At 70.3% G+C, this 23,048-nt stretch carries 17 protein-coding genes and 1 pseudogene; 7 read left to right on the top strand and 11 right to left on the bottom strand.

What is annotated here, in order from left to right; translation table 11 throughout:
- Positions 1 to 147 precede the first annotated feature (147 nt).
- Entirely contained in the window at positions 148 to 1,821 is a 1,674-nt protein-coding gene (locus tag ACNYS0_RS00090) for an APC family permease (protein WP_422470517.1), read from the top strand.
- 411 nt (positions 1,822 to 2,232) lie between these two features.
- On the opposite strand, the gene ACNYS0_RS00085 is transcribed toward ACNYS0_RS00090, so the two are convergent.
- From ACNYS0_RS00085 to ACNYS0_RS00065, 5 genes are all read right to left on the bottom strand, one after another.
- Positions 2,233 to 3,309 (bottom strand): glycoside hydrolase family 130 protein, encoded by a 1,077-nt coding sequence (locus ACNYS0_RS00085; protein ID WP_422470516.1) that lies wholly within the window; start codon positions 3,307 to 3,309, stop codon positions 2,233 to 2,235.
- Positions 3,310 to 3,392: 83 nt separating this feature from the next.
- A complete protein-coding gene (locus ACNYS0_RS00080) occupies positions 3,393 to 6,455 on the bottom strand; it encodes an alpha-mannosidase (protein ID WP_422470515.1) in 3,063 nt (1,020 codons plus the stop codon).
- Positions 6,456 to 6,525: 70 nt separating this feature from the next.
- A complete protein-coding gene (locus ACNYS0_RS00075; RefSeq protein ID WP_422470514.1) occupies positions 6,526 to 7,434 on the bottom strand; it encodes a carbohydrate ABC transporter permease in 909 nt (302 codons plus the stop codon).
- Positions 7,434 to 8,351: a carbohydrate ABC transporter permease gene (locus tag ACNYS0_RS00070; protein WP_422470513.1), complete on the bottom strand. Its 918-nt coding sequence runs from the start codon at positions 8,349 to 8,351 to the stop codon at positions 7,434 to 7,436. Before ACNYS0_RS00070 ends, ACNYS0_RS00075 begins: the two co-directional genes overlap by 1 nt.
- Positions 8,348 to 9,724: an extracellular solute-binding protein gene (locus ACNYS0_RS00065; protein ID WP_422470512.1), complete on the bottom strand. Its 1,377-nt coding sequence runs from the start codon at positions 9,722 to 9,724 to the stop codon at positions 8,348 to 8,350. The genes ACNYS0_RS00070 and ACNYS0_RS00065 overlap by 4 nt, the downstream gene beginning before the upstream one ends.
- 275 nt (positions 9,725 to 9,999) lie before the next feature.
- Here ACNYS0_RS00065 and ACNYS0_RS00060 point away from each other — a divergent pair, with 275 nt between their 5' ends.
- On the top strand, positions 10,000 to 11,241 hold the full coding sequence (locus ACNYS0_RS00060) for an ROK family transcriptional regulator (RefSeq protein WP_422470511.1): 1,242 nt from the start codon (positions 10,000 to 10,002) through the stop codon (positions 11,239 to 11,241).
- A 42-nt stretch (positions 11,242 to 11,283) separates the two neighbouring features.
- Here the strand turns inward: ACNYS0_RS00060 and ACNYS0_RS00055 are convergent, their stop codons facing one another.
- The 3 genes from ACNYS0_RS00055 to ACNYS0_RS00045 all read right to left on the bottom strand — a co-directional run bounded on the left by ACNYS0_RS00055 (position 11,284) and on the right by ACNYS0_RS00045 (position 14,069).
- A complete protein-coding gene (locus tag ACNYS0_RS00055) occupies positions 11,284 to 11,754 on the bottom strand; it encodes a DUF3291 domain-containing protein (RefSeq protein ID WP_422470510.1) in 471 nt (156 codons plus the stop codon).
- Positions 11,755 to 11,832: 78 nt separating this feature from the next.
- A complete protein-coding gene (locus tag ACNYS0_RS00050; RefSeq protein WP_422470509.1) occupies positions 11,833 to 12,468 on the bottom strand; it encodes a helix-turn-helix transcriptional regulator in 636 nt (211 codons plus the stop codon).
- A 62-nt stretch (positions 12,469 to 12,530) separates the two neighbouring features.
- Positions 12,531 to 14,069, bottom strand: coding sequence for a serine/threonine-protein kinase (locus ACNYS0_RS00045; RefSeq protein WP_422470508.1), 1,539 nt, complete (start codon positions 14,067 to 14,069; stop codon positions 12,531 to 12,533).
- Between the two features lie 253 nt (positions 14,070 to 14,322).
- Here ACNYS0_RS00045 and ACNYS0_RS00040 point away from each other — a divergent pair, with 253 nt between their 5' ends.
- On the top strand, positions 14,323 to 15,114 hold the full coding sequence (locus tag ACNYS0_RS00040; RefSeq protein WP_422470507.1) for an SDR family NAD(P)-dependent oxidoreductase: 792 nt from the start codon (positions 14,323 to 14,325) through the stop codon (positions 15,112 to 15,114).
- Between the two features lie 96 nt (positions 15,115 to 15,210).
- Here the strand turns inward: ACNYS0_RS00040 and ACNYS0_RS00035 are convergent, their stop codons facing one another.
- Entirely contained in the window at positions 15,211 to 16,782 is a 1,572-nt protein-coding gene (locus ACNYS0_RS00035) for an amidase family protein (protein WP_422470506.1), read from the bottom strand.
- A gap of 177 nt (positions 16,783 to 16,959) precedes the next feature.
- Between ACNYS0_RS00035 and ACNYS0_RS00030 the strand changes: the two genes are divergently transcribed.
- Together ACNYS0_RS00030 and ACNYS0_RS00025 are read left to right on the top strand one after the other, a co-directional pair.
- Positions 16,960 to 17,595 (top strand): hypothetical protein, encoded by a 636-nt coding sequence (locus ACNYS0_RS00030; protein WP_422470505.1) that lies wholly within the window; start codon positions 16,960 to 16,962, stop codon positions 17,593 to 17,595.
- Positions 17,596 to 18,080: 485 nt separating this feature from the next.
- Positions 18,081 to 18,605, top strand: a complete 525-nt coding sequence (locus tag ACNYS0_RS00025; protein ID WP_422470504.1) for a hypothetical protein — start codon at positions 18,081 to 18,083, stop codon at positions 18,603 to 18,605.
- Between the two features lie 305 nt (positions 18,606 to 18,910).
- Here ACNYS0_RS00025 and ACNYS0_RS00020 read toward each other — a convergent pair whose 3' ends face one another.
- Together ACNYS0_RS00020 and ACNYS0_RS00015 are read right to left on the bottom strand one after the other, a co-directional pair.
- Positions 18,911 to 19,666: an alpha/beta hydrolase family protein gene (locus ACNYS0_RS00020; protein WP_422470503.1), complete on the bottom strand. Its 756-nt coding sequence runs from the start codon at positions 19,664 to 19,666 to the stop codon at positions 18,911 to 18,913.
- A 598-nt stretch (positions 19,667 to 20,264) separates the two neighbouring features.
- Positions 20,265 to 20,450 carry a hypothetical protein gene (locus tag ACNYS0_RS00015; protein ID WP_422470502.1) on the bottom strand — a complete coding sequence of 62 codons (186 nt, stop codon included), beginning with the start codon at positions 20,448 to 20,450 and terminating at the stop codon, positions 20,265 to 20,267.
- A gap of 752 nt (positions 20,451 to 21,202) precedes the next feature.
- On the opposite strand from ACNYS0_RS00015, the gene ACNYS0_RS00010 reads away from it, so the two are divergent.
- Positions 21,203 to 21,553: a hypothetical protein gene (locus ACNYS0_RS00010; RefSeq protein ID WP_422470501.1), complete on the top strand. Its 351-nt coding sequence runs from the start codon at positions 21,203 to 21,205 to the stop codon at positions 21,551 to 21,553.
- Positions 21,554 to 21,939: 386 nt separating this feature from the next.
- Positions 21,940 to 22,328 (top strand): annotated as a pseudogene (locus tag ACNYS0_RS00005) (hypothetical protein).
- The last annotated feature ends 720 nt before the right edge of the window (positions 22,329 to 23,048 follow it).

Here is a 23,048-nt window from a genome sequence, read left to right as displayed (position 1 = left end):
TCAATCAACACCCTTGTCCCGCCCATCATTTGGCAAAACAAGATTCATGCAGCATGGATCTCGATCGCCAGGGCAGACGGCCGCCCAGTAGCAGATCAAGCGAGCGACCTCGAAAGAGTGGGCCGCAGATCAGGGACGGATGTGGTGATGGCCACGCTGACTGAGTCTTCGGGGCAGTCCTCGGAGCAACGAACAGCGCTACGCAGAGACATGGGTCGCATCAGCCTGCTTTTCACGGGCGTGGGATCCATCATCGGGTCCGGCTGGCTCTTCGGCGCGTTGAACGCGGCGAAGATTGCCGGACCCGCGTCCATATTCTCGTGGGCGATAGCCGCCGTGATGATTCTCCTCATCGGGCTGTGCTTCGCCGAACTGGGAACCATGTTCCCGGTGTCCGGGGGAGTGGTGCGCTTCCCGCACCTCTCCTTCGGCTCCTTCGCCAGCTACACCATGGGCTGGATCACCTGGATCGCCGCCGCGACGGTGGCACCCATCGAGGTCGAGGGCGCCCTGCAATACGCAACGAAGTGGGCGCACTTCACCGATTTCCACAAGGCCAACGGCGCCTACACGCTGACCACGCTCGGCTATGCCGTCGCGGTCGTCGCCATGGCGTTCTTCGTGCTGCTCAACTATTACGGCATCCGCTGGTTCGCCCGCGTCAACAACGTTCTCGTCTGGTGGAAACTGCTGGCCATCGCGCTGGTGGTCGTGGCGTTCTTCGTGACGGCATTCCATGCGCACAACCTCGGAGCCGCCGAATACGGTGGGTTCGCGCCCGGCGGCGCCAAGGGCATCTTCACGGCGATCTCCACCGCGGGCATCACCTTCTCCTTCCTGGGCTTTCGCCAAGGCGTGGAACTCGCGGGCGAGACCGACAATCCGCGGCGCAATGTCCCGTTCGCCGTCATCGGTTCCGTGCTGCTCACCGGCCTGATCTACGTACTCCTCGAAGTTGCCTTCCTCGGCGCGGTCCCCGAGAGCGACCTGCGGCACTCGCACGGCTGGCTCAACCTGGCCTTCGCCAACGACTTCGGCCCGCTCGCCGCCATCTCCAGCGCCATCGGGCTCGGCTGGCTCGCGTACATCCTCTACGTGGACGCGGTGATCTCACCGGCCGACACCGGCCTCATCTACACCACCGTCACGGCCCGTATCTCGTATGCGATGGCCCGCAACCGCAACGCGCCCGAAGGCCTTGCCAAGACCACGCCCAAGGGTGCGCCGCTGGTCAGCCTCGCCGTGACCTTCGTCCTCGGGCTCATCGTCTTCCTGCCGTTCCCGAGCTGGCAGGAACTGGTCGGCTTCATCACCTCGGCCACCGTCCTGTCCTTCGGCTCGGGGCCGCTCGTGCTCGCCGTGATGCGCCGTCAGATCCCCGAGCACGAGCGGCCGTACCGGATCCCGGGCGGTGACATCATCCCGTTCCTCGGCCTCTACTCGGCGAACCTGATCGTGTACTGGGCGGGCTGGAACACCAACTACAAGCTGTTCCTCACCATCTGCATCGGCTTCGTCCTCCTGGCGGTCTTCCAGGCGCTCGACAAGGGACATGCCCCGGCGATGGACTGGAAGTCGGGCGCGAGCTGGGTGCTGCCGTGGCTGATCGGCCTCGCCGTGATCAGCTGGATCGGCGACTACGACGGCGGACTCGGCTGGATCGGCCTCGGCTGGGGCTTCGTCGCCAACCTCGCGCTCACGGCGCTCGTCTACCTGCTGGCCCTGCGCGTGCAACTCCCGCGCGAGCGCGTCCTTGAGAACATCGAGGAGGCGCGCGAGGAGTCCCGCATGGAGGACGCGGAACTGGGCGCGACACACTGACCGACCCCGACCGGACCCCGGCCGACGCACCACAAGCGGTGCGTGGGCCGGAGTTCGGTCCACGCGTCCCAGAAAATCGCCCAGATGGCAATATCAGCGGCAATCCATAGCGTTACGGAATCATCACATCATCGCGCTCATGGGGGTCCATGCACGGGGCAGGCGAAAAGTGAGAAGTCGAGGAAAGGAAGCCACCGATGCTGATCGTGGCTCTTTTGCTCCTGCCGGCCATGGGACTGCTCCTGCTCGGCATGGACCGCATAGAAGACCGGATGGGCGGTGCGTCCCGCCCAGGATCCGGTAACCATCGACTGAGTCATCTCCGTCTCGTCCGGGGCGACGGCCGAAGCGACCCGGAAGCGAACGCGACCAGAAGGACCGACCGCGAGGCCGCCTGAGGGTGCGACACCCTCAGCCCGCTCGCCCGGGCCGCCACACCGCGACCCCCAGCACCGAGTCCGCCATGCCGTAGTACAGGAACCAGGCGTCGCGGAACCTCACCAACCCCTCGGTGAACACCACATGATTGACCTGGCCGTCCTGCTCGTCCGCCGATGTCGGAACCAGGAACGGCCGCTCCAGCCTGGCCACCGCCTTGGTCGGGTCGGCCGGGTCGATGAGGAGCTGTCCGGTGGAGTACTGGCCCTTGGTGTACCCGCCCTTGCCGTCCGAGCGGGCGTTGTAGACGAGCAGGATGTGTCCGTCGTCCGTGCGCAGCGGCGGCGGTCCCGGCTCGATCAGGGAACCCTCCCAGGGGTGCACGGGCTTCGCCACCGGATCGTCGTTCCCGACGGTCTCCCAGTGGATCAGATCCTTAGAGCGCGCCCAGAAGACATTGGACTCACCGAAGTACATCCAGTACGTGCCGTCGATGGGAGTACTGAGGATGGCACCCGACTTGTTCCACGGCTTGTCACCATGGATCGGGTCGTGCAGCTCGGGGAAGAGCGGCCCGTGCTTCTCCCAGCGCACCAGGTCCTTCGACGTCGCCAGGCACAGCAGCGCGCTCGTCCCGTCGTACCCGGTGTACGTCATGTAGAAGGTGTCACCGACGTGCACCACCCGCGGATCCTCGCACCCGCCGGGCAGCTCGTACGGCTCGCTCGGCGTGAGCACCGGCTCGGCCCTGCGCTTGAACGTGATGCCGTCGTCGCTCCAGGCCAGCCCGATGCTGGACCGCTTCCCCTTGTTCTGCGCCCGGTACAGCAGGGCGATCCTGCCACCCACCACGAGGGCACAGGGGTTGTACAAATACGCCGATTCCCACTCGTGCGACGGCTCGGGCCGCAGGATCGGATTCGCCTCGCTCTTGGTGAACGGCCCCATCGGGAAGGTCGCGGGCCCCCGCGGGAACCGCTCGGGCGCCTCCCCTGCCGCGGCGGCACTGCCCGCACCGGCCACCGACCCGCCGATCGCCGCACCGACGACGGTCACCGTGGCCTTGAGGATGTGGCGGCGGTTGTGTGCCTGACGGTCGTTGTCCTCCATGTCGAATGACCTCCTGGTCGTCGAGTGTTCGGAAGAACGGGGCCCCGCACGCACGCGGGGCCCCGTCGCGCACGTCCCGCCGCTCAGTCCCGCCCGGCCGCCAACCGCACCGTCAGGATCTGGAACGGGCGCAGCCGCAGTCGCACCCCGTCGTCCGTGACCTCGCACGCGGGCTCGTCGGCGGCGCGCGGACGCTCCAGCAGGTCCGTGGCCGTCGCCGACGCGAGGCGGAAGCCGGGCGAGAGGAGTGCGGTGGCACGGGCGCCCTGGGACTCGTACAGACGGACCACGACATCGCCCGAGCGGTCGTCCGCGAGCTTGACCGTCTCGACCACCACGGCCGGGTTGTCGACGGCGACCAGCGGCGCCACCTCCGCGGACCCGGACACCGAGCGCTCCGGCAGGTTGAGGTGGTAGCCCTCGCGGACCGCGTCGTCGACGTCCGCGCCGATCAGCAGGGCGTACCGCAGCCGGTGCGTGCCCTGGTCGGTGTCGGGGTCGGGGAAGCGCGGCGCACGCGCCAGGGACAGCCGGACCGTCGTCGTGGTGCCACCGTCCTCACGGACGTCACGCGTGACGTCGTGCCCGTACGTCGAGTCGTTGACCAGGGCCGCGCCCCAGTCCCGCTCGCCGACGTGCAGGAAGCGGTGCGCGCACACCTCGAACTTCGCGGCGTCCCAGCTGGTGTTGGTGTGCGTGGGCCGCTCGACATGCCCGAAGGGCACCTGCGCCGTGGAGTGCCCGGCCCGCACATCCAGCGGGAACGCGGCCTTGAGCAGCTTCTCCGTCTCGTGCCAGTCGAGAACCGTGTCGACGTCCAGGCGACGGGCGCCCGGCGCCAGCGCGAGGGTCTGCTCGATGCGCGAGTCACCGAAGACCCGCACCACGCGAACCCCGCCGTCCACGACCGTCACGGACTCCGCCGCCGTCAGATCCGTGACGGTGTTGCGGTAGAAGGCGTCCAGGTCCCAGGCGTCCCACTGGTTCGGGAAGTCCTGGTGCAGCTGGAGCAGGTTGGCCACCGCGCCCGGCGGCAGCGCCTCGCGCCCGCCCTCGATGTCGTACGCCGATGTGACCAGCCCCCGCTCGTCGATCACGACCCGCACCAGGCCGTTGTCCAGGACGTACCCGCCGTCCCGGGGCTGCGGGTCGACCGTGACCGCCGCCGGCTCGCGGCGCACCGTCGCGCCCAGTCCGGCGGCGCCCGCGCGGGCGTGCGGCGCGGCGTTGAAGACGACCCGCGAACCGTCCTCGGAGGCCGGGCCGGCCAGCGCGGTCTGCGCCGACTCGATCAACTCACCGAGTTCGGCCGCCACCTGACGGTACGTCTCCTCCGCCTCCCGGTGCACCCAGGCGATCGACGTACCCGGCAGAATGTCGTGGAACTGGTGCAGCAGCACCGTCTTCCACAGCCGGTCGATCGCCTCGTACGGATACGCCGCCCCCGTGCGCACCGCCGCCGTCGCCGCCCACAACTCGGCCTCGCGCAACAGGTGTTCACTGCGCCGGTTGCCCTGCTTGGTCGCGATCTGACTGGTGAGCGTGCCCCGGTGGAACTCGAGGTACAGCTCGCCCACCCACACCGGCGCGTCCGGATACTCCTCGAGGGCCTTGGCGAAGAAGTCGCCCGGCTTCTCGATCTCGACCCGCGCCGAACCCTCCAGGTCCTTGAGCCGCTCGGCGCGCGCCAGCATCTCCCGGGTCGGGCCGCCACCACCGTCGCCGTACCCGAACGGGGCGAGCGAACGGTTCGCCGCGCCCTTGTCCTGGAAGTTGCGCACACTGTGCGCGACCTCCGCACCCGACAGGTCGCTGTTGTACGTGTCGACCGGCGGGAAGTGGCTGAAGATGCGGGTACCGTCGATGCCCTCCCACCAGAACGTGTGGTGGGGGAACTTGTTCGTGGTGTTCCACGAGATCTTCTGCGTGAGGAACCAGCGCACCCCGGCCAGCTTCATCAACTGCGGCATCGCCGCGTTGTAGCCGAAGGTGTCCGGCAGCCACATGTCCTCGGTCTCGACACCGAACTCGTCGAGATAGAACCGCTTGCCGTGGATGAACTGGCGGGCCAGAGCCTCACCCCCGGTGATGTTGGTGTCCGGCTCCACCCACAGGCTGCCCGTCGGCACGAACTGCCCCGTCTTCGCCTTCTCCTGGGCCCGCTCGTACACCTCGGGCCGGTGCTCCTTGAGCCAGGCCAGCTGCTGCGCCTGGGACATCACGAAGCGGAACTCGGGGTGCTCGTCCATGAGCTGGGTGACATTGGAGACCGTGCGTGCGACCTTGCGCACCGTCTCGCGCAGCGGCCACAGCCACGCCGTGTCGATGTGGGCATGCCCGATCGCCGAGATGCGGTGCTCGCCGTCGGTGGCCGAAGAGGCGAGGGCCGGGGCGAGGATCTCGCGGGCGGCGGCCGCGGTGCCGCTGATGTCCTGGAGGTCCACGGCGTCCAGCGACGAGGACAGCGCCCGCAGGATCTGCCAGCGGCGCGGGGACTGCTCGGGCAGCTCCCGCATCAGCTGGTCGAGGACCTCCATGTCATGGACGAGGTCGTAGACCTCCGTGTCGAAGACGGCCAGGTCGAGACGGCGCAGCCGGTAGATCGGCTCACCGTTCGAGGCACCTTCCTCGTCCAGCCACGGGGCACGACCGCCCAGCGGTGTGATGGCGAAGGTGCGGTCCTCGGGCCCCGAGTGCATGACGAGCGGGTTCGCGGCCGCCTCGACGTAGCACACGAACTCCTCGCCACCGACGGCCGTTTCGGCCACCGGCAGCCACGTGTTGCGCGGGTTGAGCGCCTTCACGGCCGTGCCGTCGGGACGGTACGCGAGGCCCTCGGCGGAGAATCCCGGCTCGGTGGTGCCGAAGCCGAGGTCGACGACGGCCTCCACGCGGCGGCCGGCCCACTCCTCGGGGACGCGGCCGCTGACCTTGAACCAGCTGGTGGTCCAGGCGGGGCCCCACGAAGCCCCCACTTCCACGGGCCGGTAGTCGGCGGCCAGGCCCTCGGCCACCGGCACCGGCTCGCCCGGCACCTGCCAGATCCCGATCTCCAGGGGGACGGAGGTGGCGTGGACGGCGGGCCGGATGCGTTCGTCGAGGACGCGCCGCAGGCGGTGCTGGACGATGTCGCGGTCGGAGTGCACAGAACACCTTTCGAAGAGCGTTGAACAGGACTGCACGGGAGGGGAGTTGGTCCGCCCCGAGGGTGCGGAATCAGCCCTTGAGGGCACCGCCGAGGGCGAAACCGCCGCCCAGCTTGCGGGTCAGCAGCAGGTACAGCATCACCACGGGCAGCGTGTACACGAGGGAGAACGCGGCCAGCTGCCCGTACTGCGTCTGGTCATGGGCACTGAGGAACGTGAACACACTCACCGACGCCGGCAGCTTCTCCGGCGACAGGAGCAGCACGAACGGCACGAAGAAGTTGCCCCACATGCTGATGAAGGTGAACACGGTGACGACGGTGACACCCGGCCACATCAGCGGCAGCACCACGCGGGCAAGGGACTGCATGGCGTTCGCGCCGTCGATCCGTGCGGCCTCCTCCAGGACGATGGGCACACCATCCATGAAGTTCTTCATCAGCCAGATCCCGATGGGCAGCGCGGAGGCCGCCAGGAACAGCGTCGTCGCGAACATCGAGTCGATCAGCTCGACCTGCACGAACATGCTGTAGACGGGGATCATCACGGCCGTGATGGGCAGCCCGGTAGTGAACAGCACGGTGTACAGGAACGGTCGGCGCAGCCGGGAGCGGTAGCGCGAGAGCGGATACGCGGCCAGGATCGAGGTGACCACGCACAGCAGAGTCGCCCCGCCGCACAGCAGCAGCCCGTTGAGCAGCGGCCGGTATGTCGTCTCGGCGTTCATGATCGCGTGGAAGTTGTCCAGCGTCGGCGGCGACGGCACGCTCAGCTCGAAGCTGGCGGTCGAGCTGAACGACGCGAACACCATCCACACCAGCGGCAGCACGAACAGCAGGCTGATCACCAGCAGGACGACATTGACGGCGACGCGTCCCGGCCGGAACCGGCGGCGTGCCGTGCCCGTCCCGGAGGCGGGGCGGGCGCCCCCGTCGGCGCGGCCGGCGTCGGCGGCGGGCAGCAGGTCGGTGGCGGCCATCAGTCCTCCTCCACCTTGAGCAGCTTCAGGTACACGACGGAGAACAGCGCACCCACGACCAGCAGCACCAGCGCGATCGCCGTGCCGTAGCCGATCATGCTGTTCTGGAACGCCTGCTGGTACATGAAGACCGGCAGGGTCTGGCTCTTGTTGCCGGGACCGCCGCGCGTCATGGCGTAGATCAGCCCGAAGACGGAGAGCGTCTGCAAGGTGATCAGCATCAGGTTCGTCATGATGGTGCGGCGGATGACCGGCAGCGTCACGTGCCACAGCCGGTGCCACACACCCGCGCCGTCCATCTCCGCGGCCTCGACCAGCTCGCGCGGCACCTCGTTGAGCGCGGCCGAGTAGACCATCATCGAGAACGCGGTGCCCCGCCACACATTGGCGAGACACACCGCGAGGATCGGCAGCGTGTACAGCCAGTTCTGATGCGGCAGACCCAGAAAGCCGAGGACGTCGTTGAGCGCGCCCTGCTTGTAGAAGAACGCGTACATCAGGTACCCGGCGACGACCTCCGGCAGCACCCAGGCGGCGATCACGACGCCGTTGGTGAGTGTGCGCAGCGGCTTGGTGGCCTTCTCGGCCATCACCGCGAGGCTCAGGCCGAGGGTGTTCTGCCCGATGACGGCGGAACCGACGACGAACACCAGGGTGAGCCACAGGGCGTTGAGGAAGTTCGGATCGTCCAGCGCCCGCGTGAAGTTGTCCAGGCCGACGAAGTTCGTCTCGGCGGCCCCGGTCAGCTGGGCGTCGGTGAACGCGTCGTAGACGCAGTACAGGATCGGTCCGGCCAGGAACACGGCCAGCAGGACGATCGACGGCAGCAGCGGCATGCCGCGCAGCAGCGAGCGACCCGCGGCGGTGCGTCCGGCCGCGTGCCCACCGGGGGCGGCGGTGGCGACGGCGGATTTCATCGCGCGCCCTTGACGGTGGCGTCGGGGCCGACGGCCGTGGACAGGTCCTGGTCATAGGTCTTGGCGGCCGCGTCCACCGAGGCCTGCCCGGTGGTCACGGACTCCATCGCCTTGGTGACGGCGTTGGACACCTGCGGGTACTTCGGCAGCGCCGGACGGAAGTGGGTGTACTTCACCAGGTCGGTGAAGAACTTGTTGGTCGGCGTGGCGCCCAGGTACTTCGGGTCGGCGGCCACATCGGTGCGCACGGCGGTCGTGGACTCGATGACGTTCCACTTCACCGAGTTGTCCCTGTTCTTGATCGCCTTGACGAACTGCCAGGCCAGATCGGGGTTCTTGGCCTTCGAGGGGATCGACCAGGCCCACCCGCCCGACATGCTGACCTTGCCGGGCGCCTGACCGTGCTGGGTCGGCATGGCGGCGGGCTTCATCGTCTTCGACCAGTCGGCCCACGGACTCGGGCCGGTCTTCAGCCAGTTGTTGGCCATCCACGAACCGTCGATGTTCATGGCGAGCTTGCTCTTCGGCAGCAGCTTCGTGCCGACCTCGGTGCCCGCGTTGGGGCCGAGCGCGGTGGACTTGTCGAGCCCCAGGTCCTCGTCGTACACGGTGTGCACGAACTTCAGCGCGTCCTTGAACCCCTGCGAGCCGACGATCCACTTCTTCTTCTTGGCGTCGTACAGGGAGTCACCGGCGGCATCGGTGCCGTACAGGAGCATCTCGAAGCCCTGCATGGTGGACTGCTCGCCGCCTGCCTGGCCGGTGTACAGGTTCATCGGGATGACACCCGGCAGCTTCTTCTTCAGCGTGCGCGCGGTGTCGAGGAGCTCCTGCCAACTCTTCGGCTGCCAGGGAGTCTTGATGCCCGCCTTCTTCAGCAGCTTCTCGTTGTACCAGATGCCGCGGGTGTCGGTGTCGTCCGGGACGCCGTACGTCTTGCCGTCGCTGGGGGAGGAGACCGCGGACTTGGCGGCCTTCGCGAACTTGCCCCAGTCCGACCACTTGGCCACGTAGTCGTCGAGCGGCTTGAGGTAGCCGCTGGCGATGTCGGAGTTGATGAGCGCGGTGTCCTCGTAGACCAGGTCGGGCGCGGTCGAGGGCGAGCGCATCATCAGCTGGATCTTCGTGTAGTAGTCGTTCTCCGAGGCCGTGACCGGAACGATCTGGACCTTCTTGCCCGGGTGGGCCTTCTCGAACGACTTCTTCATCGAGGCCAGGAATTTCTGCTGCTTGTGGTCGTTCTGGTCCAGGTGCTGCCAGTAGACGACCTTGATCGAGTCGCCGCCGGCGGAGGGTCCGGAACCACCGCAAGCGGTTGCGGACAACGTTGTCGCGACGGTGACCGCGAGAGCGGCGAGAAGCTTCTTGCGCAAGGGGTTCCTCCAGGAGGTGGCGGCTCGGCACCCGGCATGGGGCGCTCAACTGCAGGCGGTACCAGAGGTGCTGCGGTGCACCGGCCGAGCGACGATGCGGACGTCGCCGACGGTGCGGGCATGGTGCGCGGTGGTGCGTGGTGCGTTGGCGATTACCTAAATCCAATGGATGGACTAAGTCAACGCCTGCTGCATAATCTCGACGCCGAACCCTGGCGCACCGACCACGAGTTGGCGGAGCCCCCAGGGCGGACTTGCGCGAAGGAGGGGACGTCATGGCGCGCAGCGGCACCAACCTGCCCAGGGTCGGCGGCTACAACCAGGCCGTCGTCCTGGCCGCCATCCGCACCAAAGGGCCGGTGAGCCGCGTCGAACTGGGCCCGCTGACCGGACTCACCAACCAGACGGTCTCGAACGTCGTGCGCCGCCTGCTCGACGAGGGCCTGATCGCCGAGTCCGGACACGCGCCCTCCAGCGGAGGCAAACGCCGCACCCTGCTCACCCCGCGTGCCGACGGCGCCTATGCCCTCGGGGTGCACCTCGACCCGGACGCCGCCGTGATCGTCCTGGTGGACCTCGCCGGATCGGTGCTGCTCAGCCGCCGCTTCGCGCTGCCGCGCCCCAGCGACCCCACCCAGGTGGTCGACCGGGTGGCGCGCGCGGCGCTGCGACTGCCGGGGCGCGCCGCGATCGACCGCAGCCGGCTGCTGGGCCTCGGGATCGCGGCGCCGGGCCCCATCGACGCGCGGGCGGGCGCGGTCGTGGACCCGCCGAACTTCGACGGCTGGGGACGCGTGCCCCTGGTTGACATGTTCGCGCAAGAGACCGGCATGCCGGTGGCGATGGACAACGACGCGACGGCCGCGGCGATCGGCGAGCGCTGGATCGGCGGCGAGGAACGCGCGGACGGGTTCCTGTACCTGTACATGGGGGCGGGGATCGGCGCGGGAGTCATGCTCGGCAATCACGTCATGCGCGGCGACTCGGGCAACGCCGGAGAGATCGGCCACGCCCAGGCCGAGCCCGGAGAGCGTCGCTGCGACTGCGGAAGCACCGGCTGCCTCGGCCCCTACTGCAACCCCGCCGCCCTCGTCGAGGACCTGTACGCCCGACACGGCGAGAGCGCCGCGCGCCGCATGGGACTCAGTGGCACCCGCGACACCGTGCGCGCCGACTGGAAACTGCTGCGGCGCGCGGCACGTGCCGGGGACGAAGCCGCCTGCGACGTGGTGCGCCTCGCGGGTCGCCGGATGGGGCAGGCGGTGCGGGGCGCCGTGGCGCTGCTCGACGTGAGCCGGGTGGTGCTGGGCGGCGAGGCACTGGTCGGCGTGGAGGAATTGCTCGGCGAGGAGATCGACAGGGCCGTCAACACGACATCGGTGGCCCGCGCGTTGGGCGGGGTGACGGTCGAACCCAGCCTGATCGGCGAGACGGCCGGAGCGGTGGGCGCGGCGTCCCTCGTCCTGCACGGGCGCTACGCCCCCGGGTGGCGGATGCTGACGGAGGTTCCGGGCTGAGGGACGCGTACGCGGGGGAGGGGAGGTGTGGTCGGGCCCCGGTCACCGTCCGGCCGTCGCGGCCGGTGCCGGGTAGGGCGCGCGGAAGGTGAACGCCTCCGGCCCCGGCCCGTGTCGACGGATCAGCGCGACCCGCTCCATCGCCTCCGCGATGCTCGGACGATGACCGGCCGGCACCCACCACAGCGCCTGATGTGCCTCGGCCATGCGCTGGAACCATTCACGGCGGCGGCTCAGCACCCGCAGGTGATCGCTGTGGTACGTGAAGGCCCGCAGCGCCTCCACCGACTCCCAGGTCGAGCAGTTGATCAGGATCATGTCGTCGGCGTCGTCGGGACGGAACCCGGTCGCGTCCTCCCCGGCGTCGTCGACCATGCGCCAGACGAATCCGGGGCTGCCGTCGGCGAGCGCGTTGATCTCGGGAAGCTGGGCGACGAAGTCGGCGAGTTCGGGTCCGGTGAGCGGGGCGACGAGGCGGCCGATGTTGACCTGCGCGAGGTGAAAGCCAGTCATGGGCCCAGCATGGCCGAGCCCGCTTCTATAGTCAACGCTCATTTGTTTTAGAAACCGGCCGAGGCGCCGGCGGGTGGCTCAGTCGGAGCTCCTGGTGAGCGCCACGCAGCATCCGCCCGGGCAGGGATCCATCGCGGGTTGCCACGTCGCGGGCGCAATCCCCTCCAGGAGCGCGAGGTTCATCCCGCAGATCAGGGCGGGGAACTCCTCGGCCAGCGCATGGAACGGGCAGTTGCGAAGGCGCAGCGTCCCCTCGTCCCAGTAGGGCTGGTAGCCGCGCTCCGCCAGGGCGTCGACCAGATCGTCGGCGTCGATGTCCGGCTGCGCCGCACCCGCGGCCCGGGCCACCTCCTGCAACTCCCGGTCCAGGCCCGCGTTCTCCACGGTCGAGGCCAGCAGGTGACCGACGGAGTCGTAGGACCGGGGCGGAACGGACACGGAGTGCTCGCCCTCGGCGCGCCGGTACACCTTCGCCGGCCGCCCGGCGCCCGGCCCGGTGCGCCCGGACAGCCGCCGCGAGGACGCGGTCAACAGCCCCGCCTCGACCAGCTTGTCCAGATGGAACGCGGCCAGCGACCGGGACACCTCGACCGCCTCCGCGGCGGCGTCACGCCCTACGTCGTCCGGCTGGGCGGCGACGTATCGATAGAGGCGACGGCGCACGGGATCACCCAGCGCGCCCAGTGCTGCGAATGCGGAATCGTCGTTCGTCACACGCCGATTCTATGACCAATGGAGGTGTCCCATAGAGGTGTGGAGCCGGGACTTCCGGACGCTCAGCAGACCGCGAGCCCCGGCACGGGCTGATCGTTTCGGCCGCCGGTGAGATAGACGTCGCTGACGAACACACCAGCGTTCCCGGAGTCGTCATCGGTCTTCGCCCACCAGACATTCGTCCACTCGCCGTACGTCTCCCGCCGCGTGAGCTTGGCCTGGCAGTAGAAATAGTTGGTGCCCGGGCGGATGGTGCCGACGGGACGGTGCCGGGAGTCGTACGTGGTGGCGGCCCGCCACACGCGGCAGTGGGACTTGCCGCCGCCGATGTGGGTGCAGGCGGGGGAGGAGGCACTGGGGGAATCGCCGGCGGAGCTCGACGGCGAAGGACCGCCCGACGGCGCACCGGACGGGGAGTGCGATGGTGTCGTCGCCGACCGGGTCCCGTCGGCGACAGGACCCGCCGCACGTCCGCCCGTGTCGTCGCCGCCCTGACTGGTCACGAGGTACGTCACCCCGCCGCCGACGAGCAGCGCCGCTGCCACCGCGGCCGCGACGGTCCCACGTCGGCGTGCGCTGCCGCGCTGAGCGGTGACGGTTCGCGCGCCATCCACTGGCGGATGCGTCAGTGAGGCGGGCGCGGGAAACGCCCCGGCGGCGAAGCCACCGGGACCGCCACCGGGCGCCTGCCCCTCTCCTTGCCGGCGGCGCAGGCGCATGGTGTCGGGCGACTGGGGCGGCAGCGGCTCGCCCGCGGCGGTGGCCCGCAGCAACTGCGCGGCGCGCGCGGCGTCGGCCCGCAGCGCAGGGTCCTTGTCCAGCAGTTCGGCGAGCGCGGGCGCCAGGGGGCCGGCCTGCCGGGGCTCGGGGAGCGGCTCGGTGACGATCGCGGTGATGGTCGACCAGGTGGAGGCGCGCCGGAACGGCGGCGCTCCCTCGACGGCCGAGTACAACGAGGCACCCAGGGCCCACACGTCCGCGGCGGGCCCCACCTCGCCGCCGCGAGCCTGCTCGGGTGCGAGGTAGTCGAGCGAGCCGACGAGTTCGCCGCTGCGCGTGATCCGGGTGGCGGCGCCGTCACCCGGCTCCTGGAGCGCGGCGATCCCGAAGTCCGTGAGCACGACCCGGCCACCGTGCTCCAGCAGGATGTTGCTGGGCTTGACGTCCCGGTGCCACACCCCGGCGCGATGCGCGGCCGCGAGGGCGTCCATCACCTGCGCGCCGATCCGGGCCGCCTCCAGCGGATCGAGAGGGCCGCGCCTCTGCAACCGCCCCTGAAGCGACTCCCCGTCGACGAACTCCATCACGATCACCGGACGCCCCTCGTGCTCGGTGACATCGTGCACGGCGACCACCCCGTGGTGCCGCACCCGCGCGGCGGCCCGCGCCTCGCGCTGCATCCGCAGCCGCTGCTCATCCGGATCCGGGCCGTCGGCACCGTCGAAGGACCGGAGTTCCTTGACGGCGACCTCGCGCCCCAGCCGCTCGTCGACGGCCCGCCACACCGTGCCCATCCCGCCACTGCCGAGCCGCCCGACGACGCGATAGCGCCCCGCGATCACCCGCCCGTACCCGGCGCCGCCCGCACGCTCGTCCCCCATGGCCCGCACTCCACCTGTCTTCTGTCGGCCCTTCAGGTCCTGCCGCTCCCTCGGGCCTCGCCAACCTCGGGACCACCGTAGACACCGAGGGGCTCGGTGGGTACACCGGGCCGGGGGAGAGCGAGTGGAGACCGGGAGCCGCCACTGGCAACCCGGTCCAACCCGGCTGAGGAGTCCATCAACTCCACGACGGTGTCCGGTTGTTGTCTCATTGTGGTGGTGTGGCAGGTCATCATTCGGTTTACTCGGCGCCATGAGCGATCGAATATCTCCGGTGCATGGCGTCGGCCTGCTGACCGGCAGGACTGTGATGATTACCGGCGCGTCGAGTGGGATCGGAGCGGCCGCCGCACGGTTGTTCGCCGATGAGGGGGCGGCGGTGGTCCTCATGGCGCGCCGCGAGGACCGGCTCGCGAGCCTCGTTCAGGAGATCGAGGCGTCTGGTGGACGGGCGGCCCGCAGCGTTGGTGACGTGGCGCGGGCGGAGGATGTCGAGCGTGCGGTGACCGTGGCCGTGGAGCGTTTCGGCGGTCTGGACGGTGCCTTCAACAATGCGGGCTATGCCGGTTCCGTCTTCGGTCCGTTGCACGAACTGCCGGAGGGTGACTTCGACCGGATCATGGACGTCAATGTCCGGGGGACGTGGAACTGTCTGCGTCGCCAGATCCCCGTGATGCTAGCCGCCGGCCGCGGTTCGATCGTGAACACGGCCAGTTCGGCGGGTCTGATCGCCACGGGTGCGCCCTCACCCTATGTAGCGGCGAAGCATGCCGTTCTCGGTCTGACGAAGGCCGCGGCCGCGGAGTACGGCGAGCACGGTATCCGCGTGAATTCCCTGGTGGTGGGGACGACACGAACGGAAATGATCAGTGCGGCGGTGGAGGCGGAGCCGGCGCTGGAGGAGGCGTTCGTGGCACGCCAGGTCCAGAAGCGGATGGCGGAACCGAACGAGGTGGCGGAGGCGGCGCTGTGGCTGCTGAGTGATCGTTCGTCGTTCGCCACGGGGAGTCATGTGGCGGTGGACGGCGGCATTCTGGCGGTGTGAGCGGGAGGCCGGGGGCGGGACGCAGTCGTCTGCGGACCCGTCCCGTCGGCACCCGGGCTGTTGACCAGGGCCGGGTGCCGACGGTTGGGGCTCAGGTCACCCGCTTCCGCTGCTGTTGTCTCCCACGGACGGCAGATAGCGCGGTGCCCGCCATGCGGCGAGGCGGGACTCCATCGACGCGCCGAGCGACAGCAGCGTGTCGTCCTGGTGGTCTCCGGCCATCAGCAGGATGCCGACGGGCAACTCACCCACGGAGCCCGCGGGCACCGAAAGGGACGGGTATCCGGAGACGGCCGCCGGGGTGGACGACGGGATCACGTCGTTGTCGCCCCGCGCGCAATCGGTCGTCCACGCGGGCGGGTTGGTCGGCGAGGCGATGGCGTCGAGGTGGTGGGTCGCCATGGTCTCGTCGATGGAACGCCGGGAGAGGTCCTTCAACTCCGCCCGCATGGACCGGTACTCCGGGTCGTTGGTCGACGGGGCGGCGAGGGCCTGCTCGAACAACTCCTGTCCGGCAAAACACGTTTGCTCTTGGGGGTGGGTGCGGTTGAAGTCGATGAGCTCGGCGAGGTTCCGCGGTCCGTCGCGGGTGGCGAGGTAGGCGTCGATGTCCCGGTGGAACTCGCTGAGCAGCGCCGGGAATTCGAGGTCGGCGAGCCGTTTCTGATACGGCGGGGTCACCTCGACGACCTCGGCGCCCGCGGCGCGCAGCTTCTTCGCGGTACGGGTCATCAGCGCGTCCACGCCGGAGCCGAGCGACGGGAGCCGCCACAGACCGATCCGCTTGCCCCGCAGCCCGTCGGGGCTGGGCGGCATGTCGACGCGGCCGGCCGCGCCGCCGGTGTCACCGCGGATGACCGACAGGGTGAGGGCGGTGTCGGTGACGTTGCGGGCCATGGGGCCCGCGGTGTCCTGTTCGGCGGAGATCGGGACGACGCCGTCCTGGCTGACCAGGCCGAGACTGGGCTTGTGGCCGACCACCCCGTTCATGCCGGCGGGGCACACGATCGAGCCGTCCGTCTCGGTGCCGATCGCCACTTGGGTCAGCGACGCAGCGAGCGCTGCGGCCGAACCGGAGGAGGACCCGCAGGGGTTGCGGTCCAGTACGTACGGGTTGTTGGTCTGCCCGCCCACCGCCGACCACCCCGACGTCGGCTTCGACGCACGGAAGTTCGCCCACTCGGAGAGGTTGGTCTTACCGAGGACGACCGCCCCGGCCTTGCGCAGTCGAGCGACCAGGTCGGCGTCGGCACGGGGCGGCTTCCCGGCCAGCGCCAGCGATCCGGCCGTCGAGGACAGCCCGCGGGTGTTCACGTTGTCCTTGATCAGGACGGGGATGCCGTCGAGCGGGCCGCGGACGTCGCCGCGCCGATGTCGGGCGTCGCTGGCGGCGGCCTGGCGCAGCGCGGTCGGGTCGATGCGCAGCACGGCGTGGATCTTGGGGTCGACGGTTCTGATCCGCTGTAGATAGGCGGCGGTCAACGCCGACGAGGTCAGCGCCCCCTTCGCCATGCGCGCCTGCAATTGCGGGATCGTCACCGTGTCGAGGTCGACACCCAGCGACCTGTCCGCGCCGGCGGCCGAAGGTAACGGTGCGGCGCCGAGAAGGGGCACCGCCAGCAGCAGGGCTCCCAGCGCGGTAACGCCTTTCTTCCTCACGTTCCTCATGAGGCGTAGCGCACTACATACCGACACGCCCCCGCAAGGCCACGGCGTCGGCCACTCGTTCATTGGTGCGCCTGACGGGTGGGCTGGTTTGGGTGTGTTTGGGTGGGTGTGGTGGTGGCTGTGTGTGTTGTTCGGGTTGCGGGGGGTGTGTGGTGCTTGCAGGGTGGGCGTGGTGTAGTGCTCGTCGACCGTGAAGAGGATGGGTTCATGCGTATTTCCCGGAATGCTGGCGTGCTTGTGTCGGGCGCGTTGTGCGGTGTGCTCGCGTTGGGTTTGGCGGGCCCGGCGTTTGCTGTGGTCGCGGAGGGGCCGGCTCGTGGTGGGGTGGGTGTGTCGGTTGCGCCTGTGCCGGGTGCTGAGGCGCTGGCCAAGCAGAATGCGGCGCTGGCGGGGGCGGGTGCGGTCGTGGAGCCGGTGACCGGTCTGGTCGCGGGTGTGCTGAAGGCGCCGGATGGCAAGTTGCCCAAGGAGGAGGCGGCCAAGCATGCGGCCGAGGTGAAGAAGGCGCTGGACTCTCTGGTGGCCGGGGCGAAGGCTTCGACCGGCAAGGCGCGTGCGCAGGCGCCCGGTCCGGAGCTGGTGGCGAAGGCGGCGGCGGATCTGCAGACCAAGGTGGACGCCCTGGTGAAGGCCTCCGCCGCCGGGGACGCGAAGGCGACCGCCGCCGCGCTGCAGGCGACGTTGACCGGGACGGTGAACGTGGTGGTCGCGATCGTGCTGGGTGGCGATCTGCCGGCGCCGGATCTGGAGGGTCTGCCGAAGCTGCCGACGCTGCCGGGTGTGGATCCGGCGCAGACGCTGCCGTCGCTGTAGGCGTCTGAGGCGTCTGAGGCGTCTGAGGCGTTTGAGGCGTCTCGAGGTGATGGGGAGGGGCCGGCCCTGTTCGGGGGCCGGCCTCTTTCTTGGGTGCGTCCGTGCGGATCGGTGTGTTCATCGGTGCGTGAGGGGGTGTTCCGGCGGGGGCTGCCGGCTGGGCGGGCGGGCAGGCGGCGTCCGGTGCCGGCGGGTGTGGCCCGGCTTTCGGTCCCGGGGTCGGTTCGCCGTGTGTTGCTGCTGGGGGTTCCAGGGGTTGGGGGGGGCTTTGTCAGGGTGTCTGTGCGGGCAGTGAGGCGCTTGTGGAGTGTTCGGGTGTGGCTGTTGTGGGTTGCTCAACAGGGGCGGGATAGCGTGGGGTTGCAGTGGCGTCGCGGTGCGGTGGCAGCTGTGTGCGGGTCGTCGGGTAGGGCGGTGGGTGCGTGGGGGCGCATTCGCGGCTCGCTGGCCCGGACCGTTCACTGCCCGAGGGAGCCCACGTCCAGATGACCGCCACCGCGCCGCCCGGCGACCCCGGCCTGCTCTCCCGCCACGAACTCACCGTTCTCGCCGACTACTCCACCCTGCTGCTCCAGGACGACGACGCCCGCCTGGGCGAGCCCGGACACGCCTGGTTCGACGCCCTGGCCGGCAACTGGATCAACACGGCGCCCGGCGTCGTCGCGATCGGGGCCGCCCGCCCCTTCACCGTGCCGGTCACCGTGGATGTGCGCCGCACGCCCCCGGCCGGCGACAGTGAACTGGAGCGGGCCGACCACGTCACCCAGGCCCGTCTCGCGCTGCCCTCCGGGCGCCTGCTGGTCTCCATGCAGGACACCCGCGACGAGATCCCCCGCATCCCCCTGGCCCCCGGGAACTATGCCGTGCGTATCTGCTCCCACGGCCTGAACACCCTCTCCGAGGACGCCTTGGACGGCGAGGACCGCTACCACGTGGTGCTCTGGCCCACCGACGAAGACCAGCCGGCCCAGGTCCTCAAGCGCTACCCCGACCCCCTTCCCGGCGGCTAGCCCGAAACCACCGGGCAGGTCGCAGGAAGCCACCCGTGACAACGAGACCGCGGCCGTCTGCTTGTCACGGGCGGCGATGGTGGTCCTGCCCACGAAGGCGATGCGCAGCCCGGTCGCAAGTGGTGGCGGGCCGTCGCCGCGCCGCACCCGACGGCGGTGGCGGGGCCGGCGGGGGCCGGTATGGCGGCGCACGGTCCCGCTCACCTCGCATGACGGTGGTGCCCGCCCACCTTCACCTTCTCGCGGGGGCCGGCCGGTGCTCTGCACCAGTGCAGACGTTCACACAACGGCGCGGGACCGTGAGGTCAGGGGCGTGGTTCGTCGAGGTACTGGTCGGCCCAGGCGCTGATGATGTGTGCGGCGCGCTGCGCCTGTCCCCGCGCGGTCAGCAGGTGGTCCGCGCCTTCGAGGGAGATGAAGCTGCGGGGGTGGCGGGCTTCCTGGAAGATTTCTGCGGCGTTGTCGATGCCGACGGTGGAGTCGGTGGGGGAGTGCGCGACCAGGAGGGGAAGGTCGAGCTCGCCGATCGTCTCGCGCAGGTGGGCCTTGCGGACGTCCTCGACGAAGGCGCGTTTGAGGACGAGGGTGCGCCCGCCGACGAACCACTGGTGGGAGCCGTCGCTGAGGACGCGGTCCAGCACCGAGTCGTACTGGCGCTCGACGTGGCTGGGGTCGACGGGTGCGGCGATGGTGGCCAGCGCGCGCAGGCCGGGGATCTCGCGGGCGGCGGCGAGGGCGGCGGCGCCGCCCCAGGAGTGCCCGACGAGGAGGTCGACGGGGGTGCCGCGGTCGGCCATGAAGGCGGCGGCGCGGATGGTGTCCTGGACTTTGACGGTGAAGGAGCCATCCCCCCAGTCGCCGTCGGAGTCGCCGATGCCGAGGTTGTCGAAGCGGAGTGTGCCGATGCCCTCTTTGGCCAGCTGCTTGCTGACGCGGGAGGCGGCCGGTGAGTCCTTGCCGAGGGTGAAGCCGTGTGCGAAGAGCCCCCAGCCGCGAACCTCGCCGTCCGGCAGGTCGATCACCCCGGCCAGTTCGGGGCCGACGACGCTGGGGAATCTCACTTTTTCTTTCACTGTGGTGCTCACCTAGGCAGGAACTGATCAGGGGACGGGTGGCCGCGCGTGGCACCGGCCGGTGCCACGCGCGGGCCGGTGAGCAGCATGCCATGTACGGATCACCACTTTCGACAGACCGGATCCGCTCGGAGCCCGGCAGTCTCCGCCGGTGCGCACCGGCCCGAGGGCTTCGCTGGAGGTGGCTCCGCTGGAGGTGGCTCCGCTGTATCTCCTCACGGATGGTGTGACGCGGGGGAGTGAGGGGGACGCCCGTGGGACAGTGAGCAGACCGCGACCCGTCTCGCCGCCCGCACGCGCCCGGACCTGGACCTCCTCCTCGTCGACGCCGGCGACGGCGTCGACGAGCGGCAGGTCTTGCTGTCCGTGCCGGGCCGCGGCCCGGGCGACGTGGCCCCCCGACGCGAACGTCACGTACGGCCAGGACATGACGAACTCGCCCTCCATGCCCGCGACAACTGGAAGATGTTCCACCGGCCCTGGGCCTGCGGCCCTGCTCCTGACACCCCGCCGCCAGCCCCTGCCCCCTGGGGTAGTGCGTGGAGACAGGTCGGTGACGGCTCCGGGCTCCGGGCTCCCCATGGTGTTACCGGGTGATCGGTACGCCCCCGCCGAGCAGGGCGTCGACGATCGACGTCGCGGCTTCCAGGCCGGCCTGCTCTCTGGGGGTGAGTTCCTGGGGGCCGTCGTCGTCGGCTGCGGCCATACCGGCGCCGCCGAGGACGGCGCAGGCCGCCAGCAGGGTGGACACGAACAGGGTGCGGATGCGCATGGGGGTTCTCCTGTCTCTGCTCGCCCCGTGTCTCCGGTCCGGTGACGGGCAGTGGTGCGGGGCGGGCACGTCGCCGGTCAGTGGTTTTGGCACGGTCATTGAACCGGGGCGGGCCGGGGCGGCCGGTGACGACACGGCTGGGGCGCCCTCAGAACCCCACGGCCGGGGGCTGCGCGGCTTGCGGGTGCGGGCCCGTGGGCGGAAGCCGGGAGCTCTCGGCGCCTCCGCGCTCGCCCCGGGCGGAAGCTGGGCAGGGGGTGGTTTGCGGCGTGTGGATCGGCGGCAGGGCGGGCCGGGCTGGCTTGCGCCCTCTCGCGCGCGGCCGGCGGCATGGCGCGGCGGACCGTGGGGCGGCGGGTTCGCGGGGAGGGCGGCGTCGAGTCGGTACGGGGAGGAGTCCGGGCCGGGAGCTGTCCGGACTCCTCGCCCCCCTTGGGCGGGTGTGAGACCCGTAACGAACTCCCGTGATCAGTTTCCTCCGCGGCCGGCTCGCCGCCCAGCGTCCCCTGGGCACATCGACAGCCTTGCTGTACCGGTGGTGGGACCGCCGCACCGCCCGGCCGGACGACGAAGGCGAGGGGCGGGGATGGAGAGGCGGGCCCTGGCGAGGGTTGTCGCGATCGTCGTCTGCGGCGCCCTGGGCCTCACCGCCGGCCACGGGGCAGTCCGGGCGGTACGGCGGTGAGGGCCGCCCTGCGGCGCCCCCGCTTCGGCCGGTGGCAGTGGCACGCCGATACCCCGGGGGGACGAGGGTGATCAATAAGGTGCTCGTCCGGGTCATGTACGCGCTGTTCCTCGGCGGCATGGTCGCCTACGTCGCCCAGGGCCTCTTCCGTGACGGCGGGGTGTCGGCCGCCTTCGGGGCCGTCACCGTGGCCGTCTGCGCGGTCTGGAACCTGCGCCGGGCCACGGTGCCGCGCGGCCGGCGCCCCGGCCGCACCGGGACCCGCCTCGGCCGGTTCCTGCTCACCCGTACCGGCCTGGTGGTCGTCCTCGTCGTGCTGGCGCTGTGCGCGGCGCTCGTCATCGCGATCGGCGACGACGACTGCCCCTCGACGGACTTCGCCGGGAAGTGCCGTATGCCCCGCCACATGAACTGGTAGCCGCACGGGCCTGCAGCCCCCCGGTTCGGCCGTGGTGCCCGGGCGTCTGCCGTGACGGCCGCGGGGCCGGTGTCGGTCGCCGGCTTCAGTGCGGTGACGGTGTCGTTCGCGCGGTCCGGGTTTCGGGGTGTCCCGATGTGCCCGGGCTCCGAGCCGTCGGGGAGGAGGTCCGCCGCCTGAAGCGTCGTTGCCCTCGCAAGCCGTGCCGGTGATCTGGCGGGGGTTGGCGTCCGAATCACTCCGAATCACGGGGGAGCGCCCCAACGGCCCTTCCGCAGCGGCTTCCTGGCGGCTGCCGTCCCGTGGCCCCGCCCGCTCTGGCATGGCTTCGGCACGGCCTGGAGAACCCCCTCCCGGCGCCGGCACGCGCGTGGCAGGATCGGGTGATGTCCATCGAGTATGTGCGGTTCCAGTCGGCCGTGTCCGATGAGCGGGGCCAGTTCAAGGGTGTGTTCGGGCTGGTCAACAACCTTGCCCGCACCGGGCGGCTGACGGCGGAGCAGGATCGGTTCCGAAGCGAGAACAATGCGTGGTACGACGCCGCCTATCCGGACCCGTCGACGGTGGACCCGAGTGTGTACGACCCGGCGGTCCATCCCGGGGCCGCGGCCCTGGTTCAAGCCCTCGGCGTCCCATCTCATCGAGCGGGTGGCGGGGTATCTGGAGATCCTGTCAGCGCACGGCGTGGACTGCCGCGCGGTGAAGTCGACCGACCCGGGGGCGCGTGATCTACGAGGACGACGTGCAGATCGTGGTCCTGCCTCACACGGGCTGACCTGCGGGAACATTCCGTCGAACCCCGCCCACGCACCCCGGGATCCCGCCACTCGACCCCGGCTTCCGGCTTCCGGCTTCCGGTTTCCCGCTGGGCTCTGCCTGGCCGGAGGGTTTCCTTCCCGGCCGCGTCCCGTGCCGCTGATGCCGTCGGCCGGCAGTGCGAGGCGAGGGAGCGGGGGAGTGCCGGACACCCGCGGGCATCCCCGCGGGCCTGCGCCTGGATGCCGGCCCGGCCGCGGCGAGTGCCACGACAGGGCCGCCCGCTGCTGACGGGAGCAGTACCTCTGGGAGCTGCGGCCTACGTCGATGTCGTCGGCGGCGCCTCCCCTGGCCGGCCCTCTCGCCGCCGGTGTCTTCCGGGTGTTCCGGGTGAAATCACCAGCCGTCGGCCGGAGGTCGGCGGCACGCGGTGTGCGCCACCACGGGGAGCAGGCCGGACCCCGTTCTCGTGGACAAGCCGCCCCGTCAGGTGGCGGGGGTCTGTCGGGCGGTGCTGCGGGTTCTTCGTGCAGCGGACCTCGTCCCACCGGATCGCGGTCGACGGGCGGTGGTGGGGGCGCTGTCGGGTTTTGCGTCACGACTGTCCTGCGGGGCAGGTGCCCGGACGGCGCGTTGCCTTGTCTGTGCCAGGCTGCCGCCCGATTATCACCGTTATGCACGAAAACTACACGTATTTTAGTCGTGGGGGCCTGCCGGCCGGCGTGCGCAGGGTGGTGGT

It is taken from the genome of Streptomyces anthophorae, assembly GCF_049310305.1.
In the GTDB taxonomy this organism is placed as follows: Bacteria; Actinomycetota; Actinomycetes; order Streptomycetales; family Streptomycetaceae; genus Streptomyces.
This window is presented reverse-complemented; position numbering and strand designations above follow the sequence as displayed.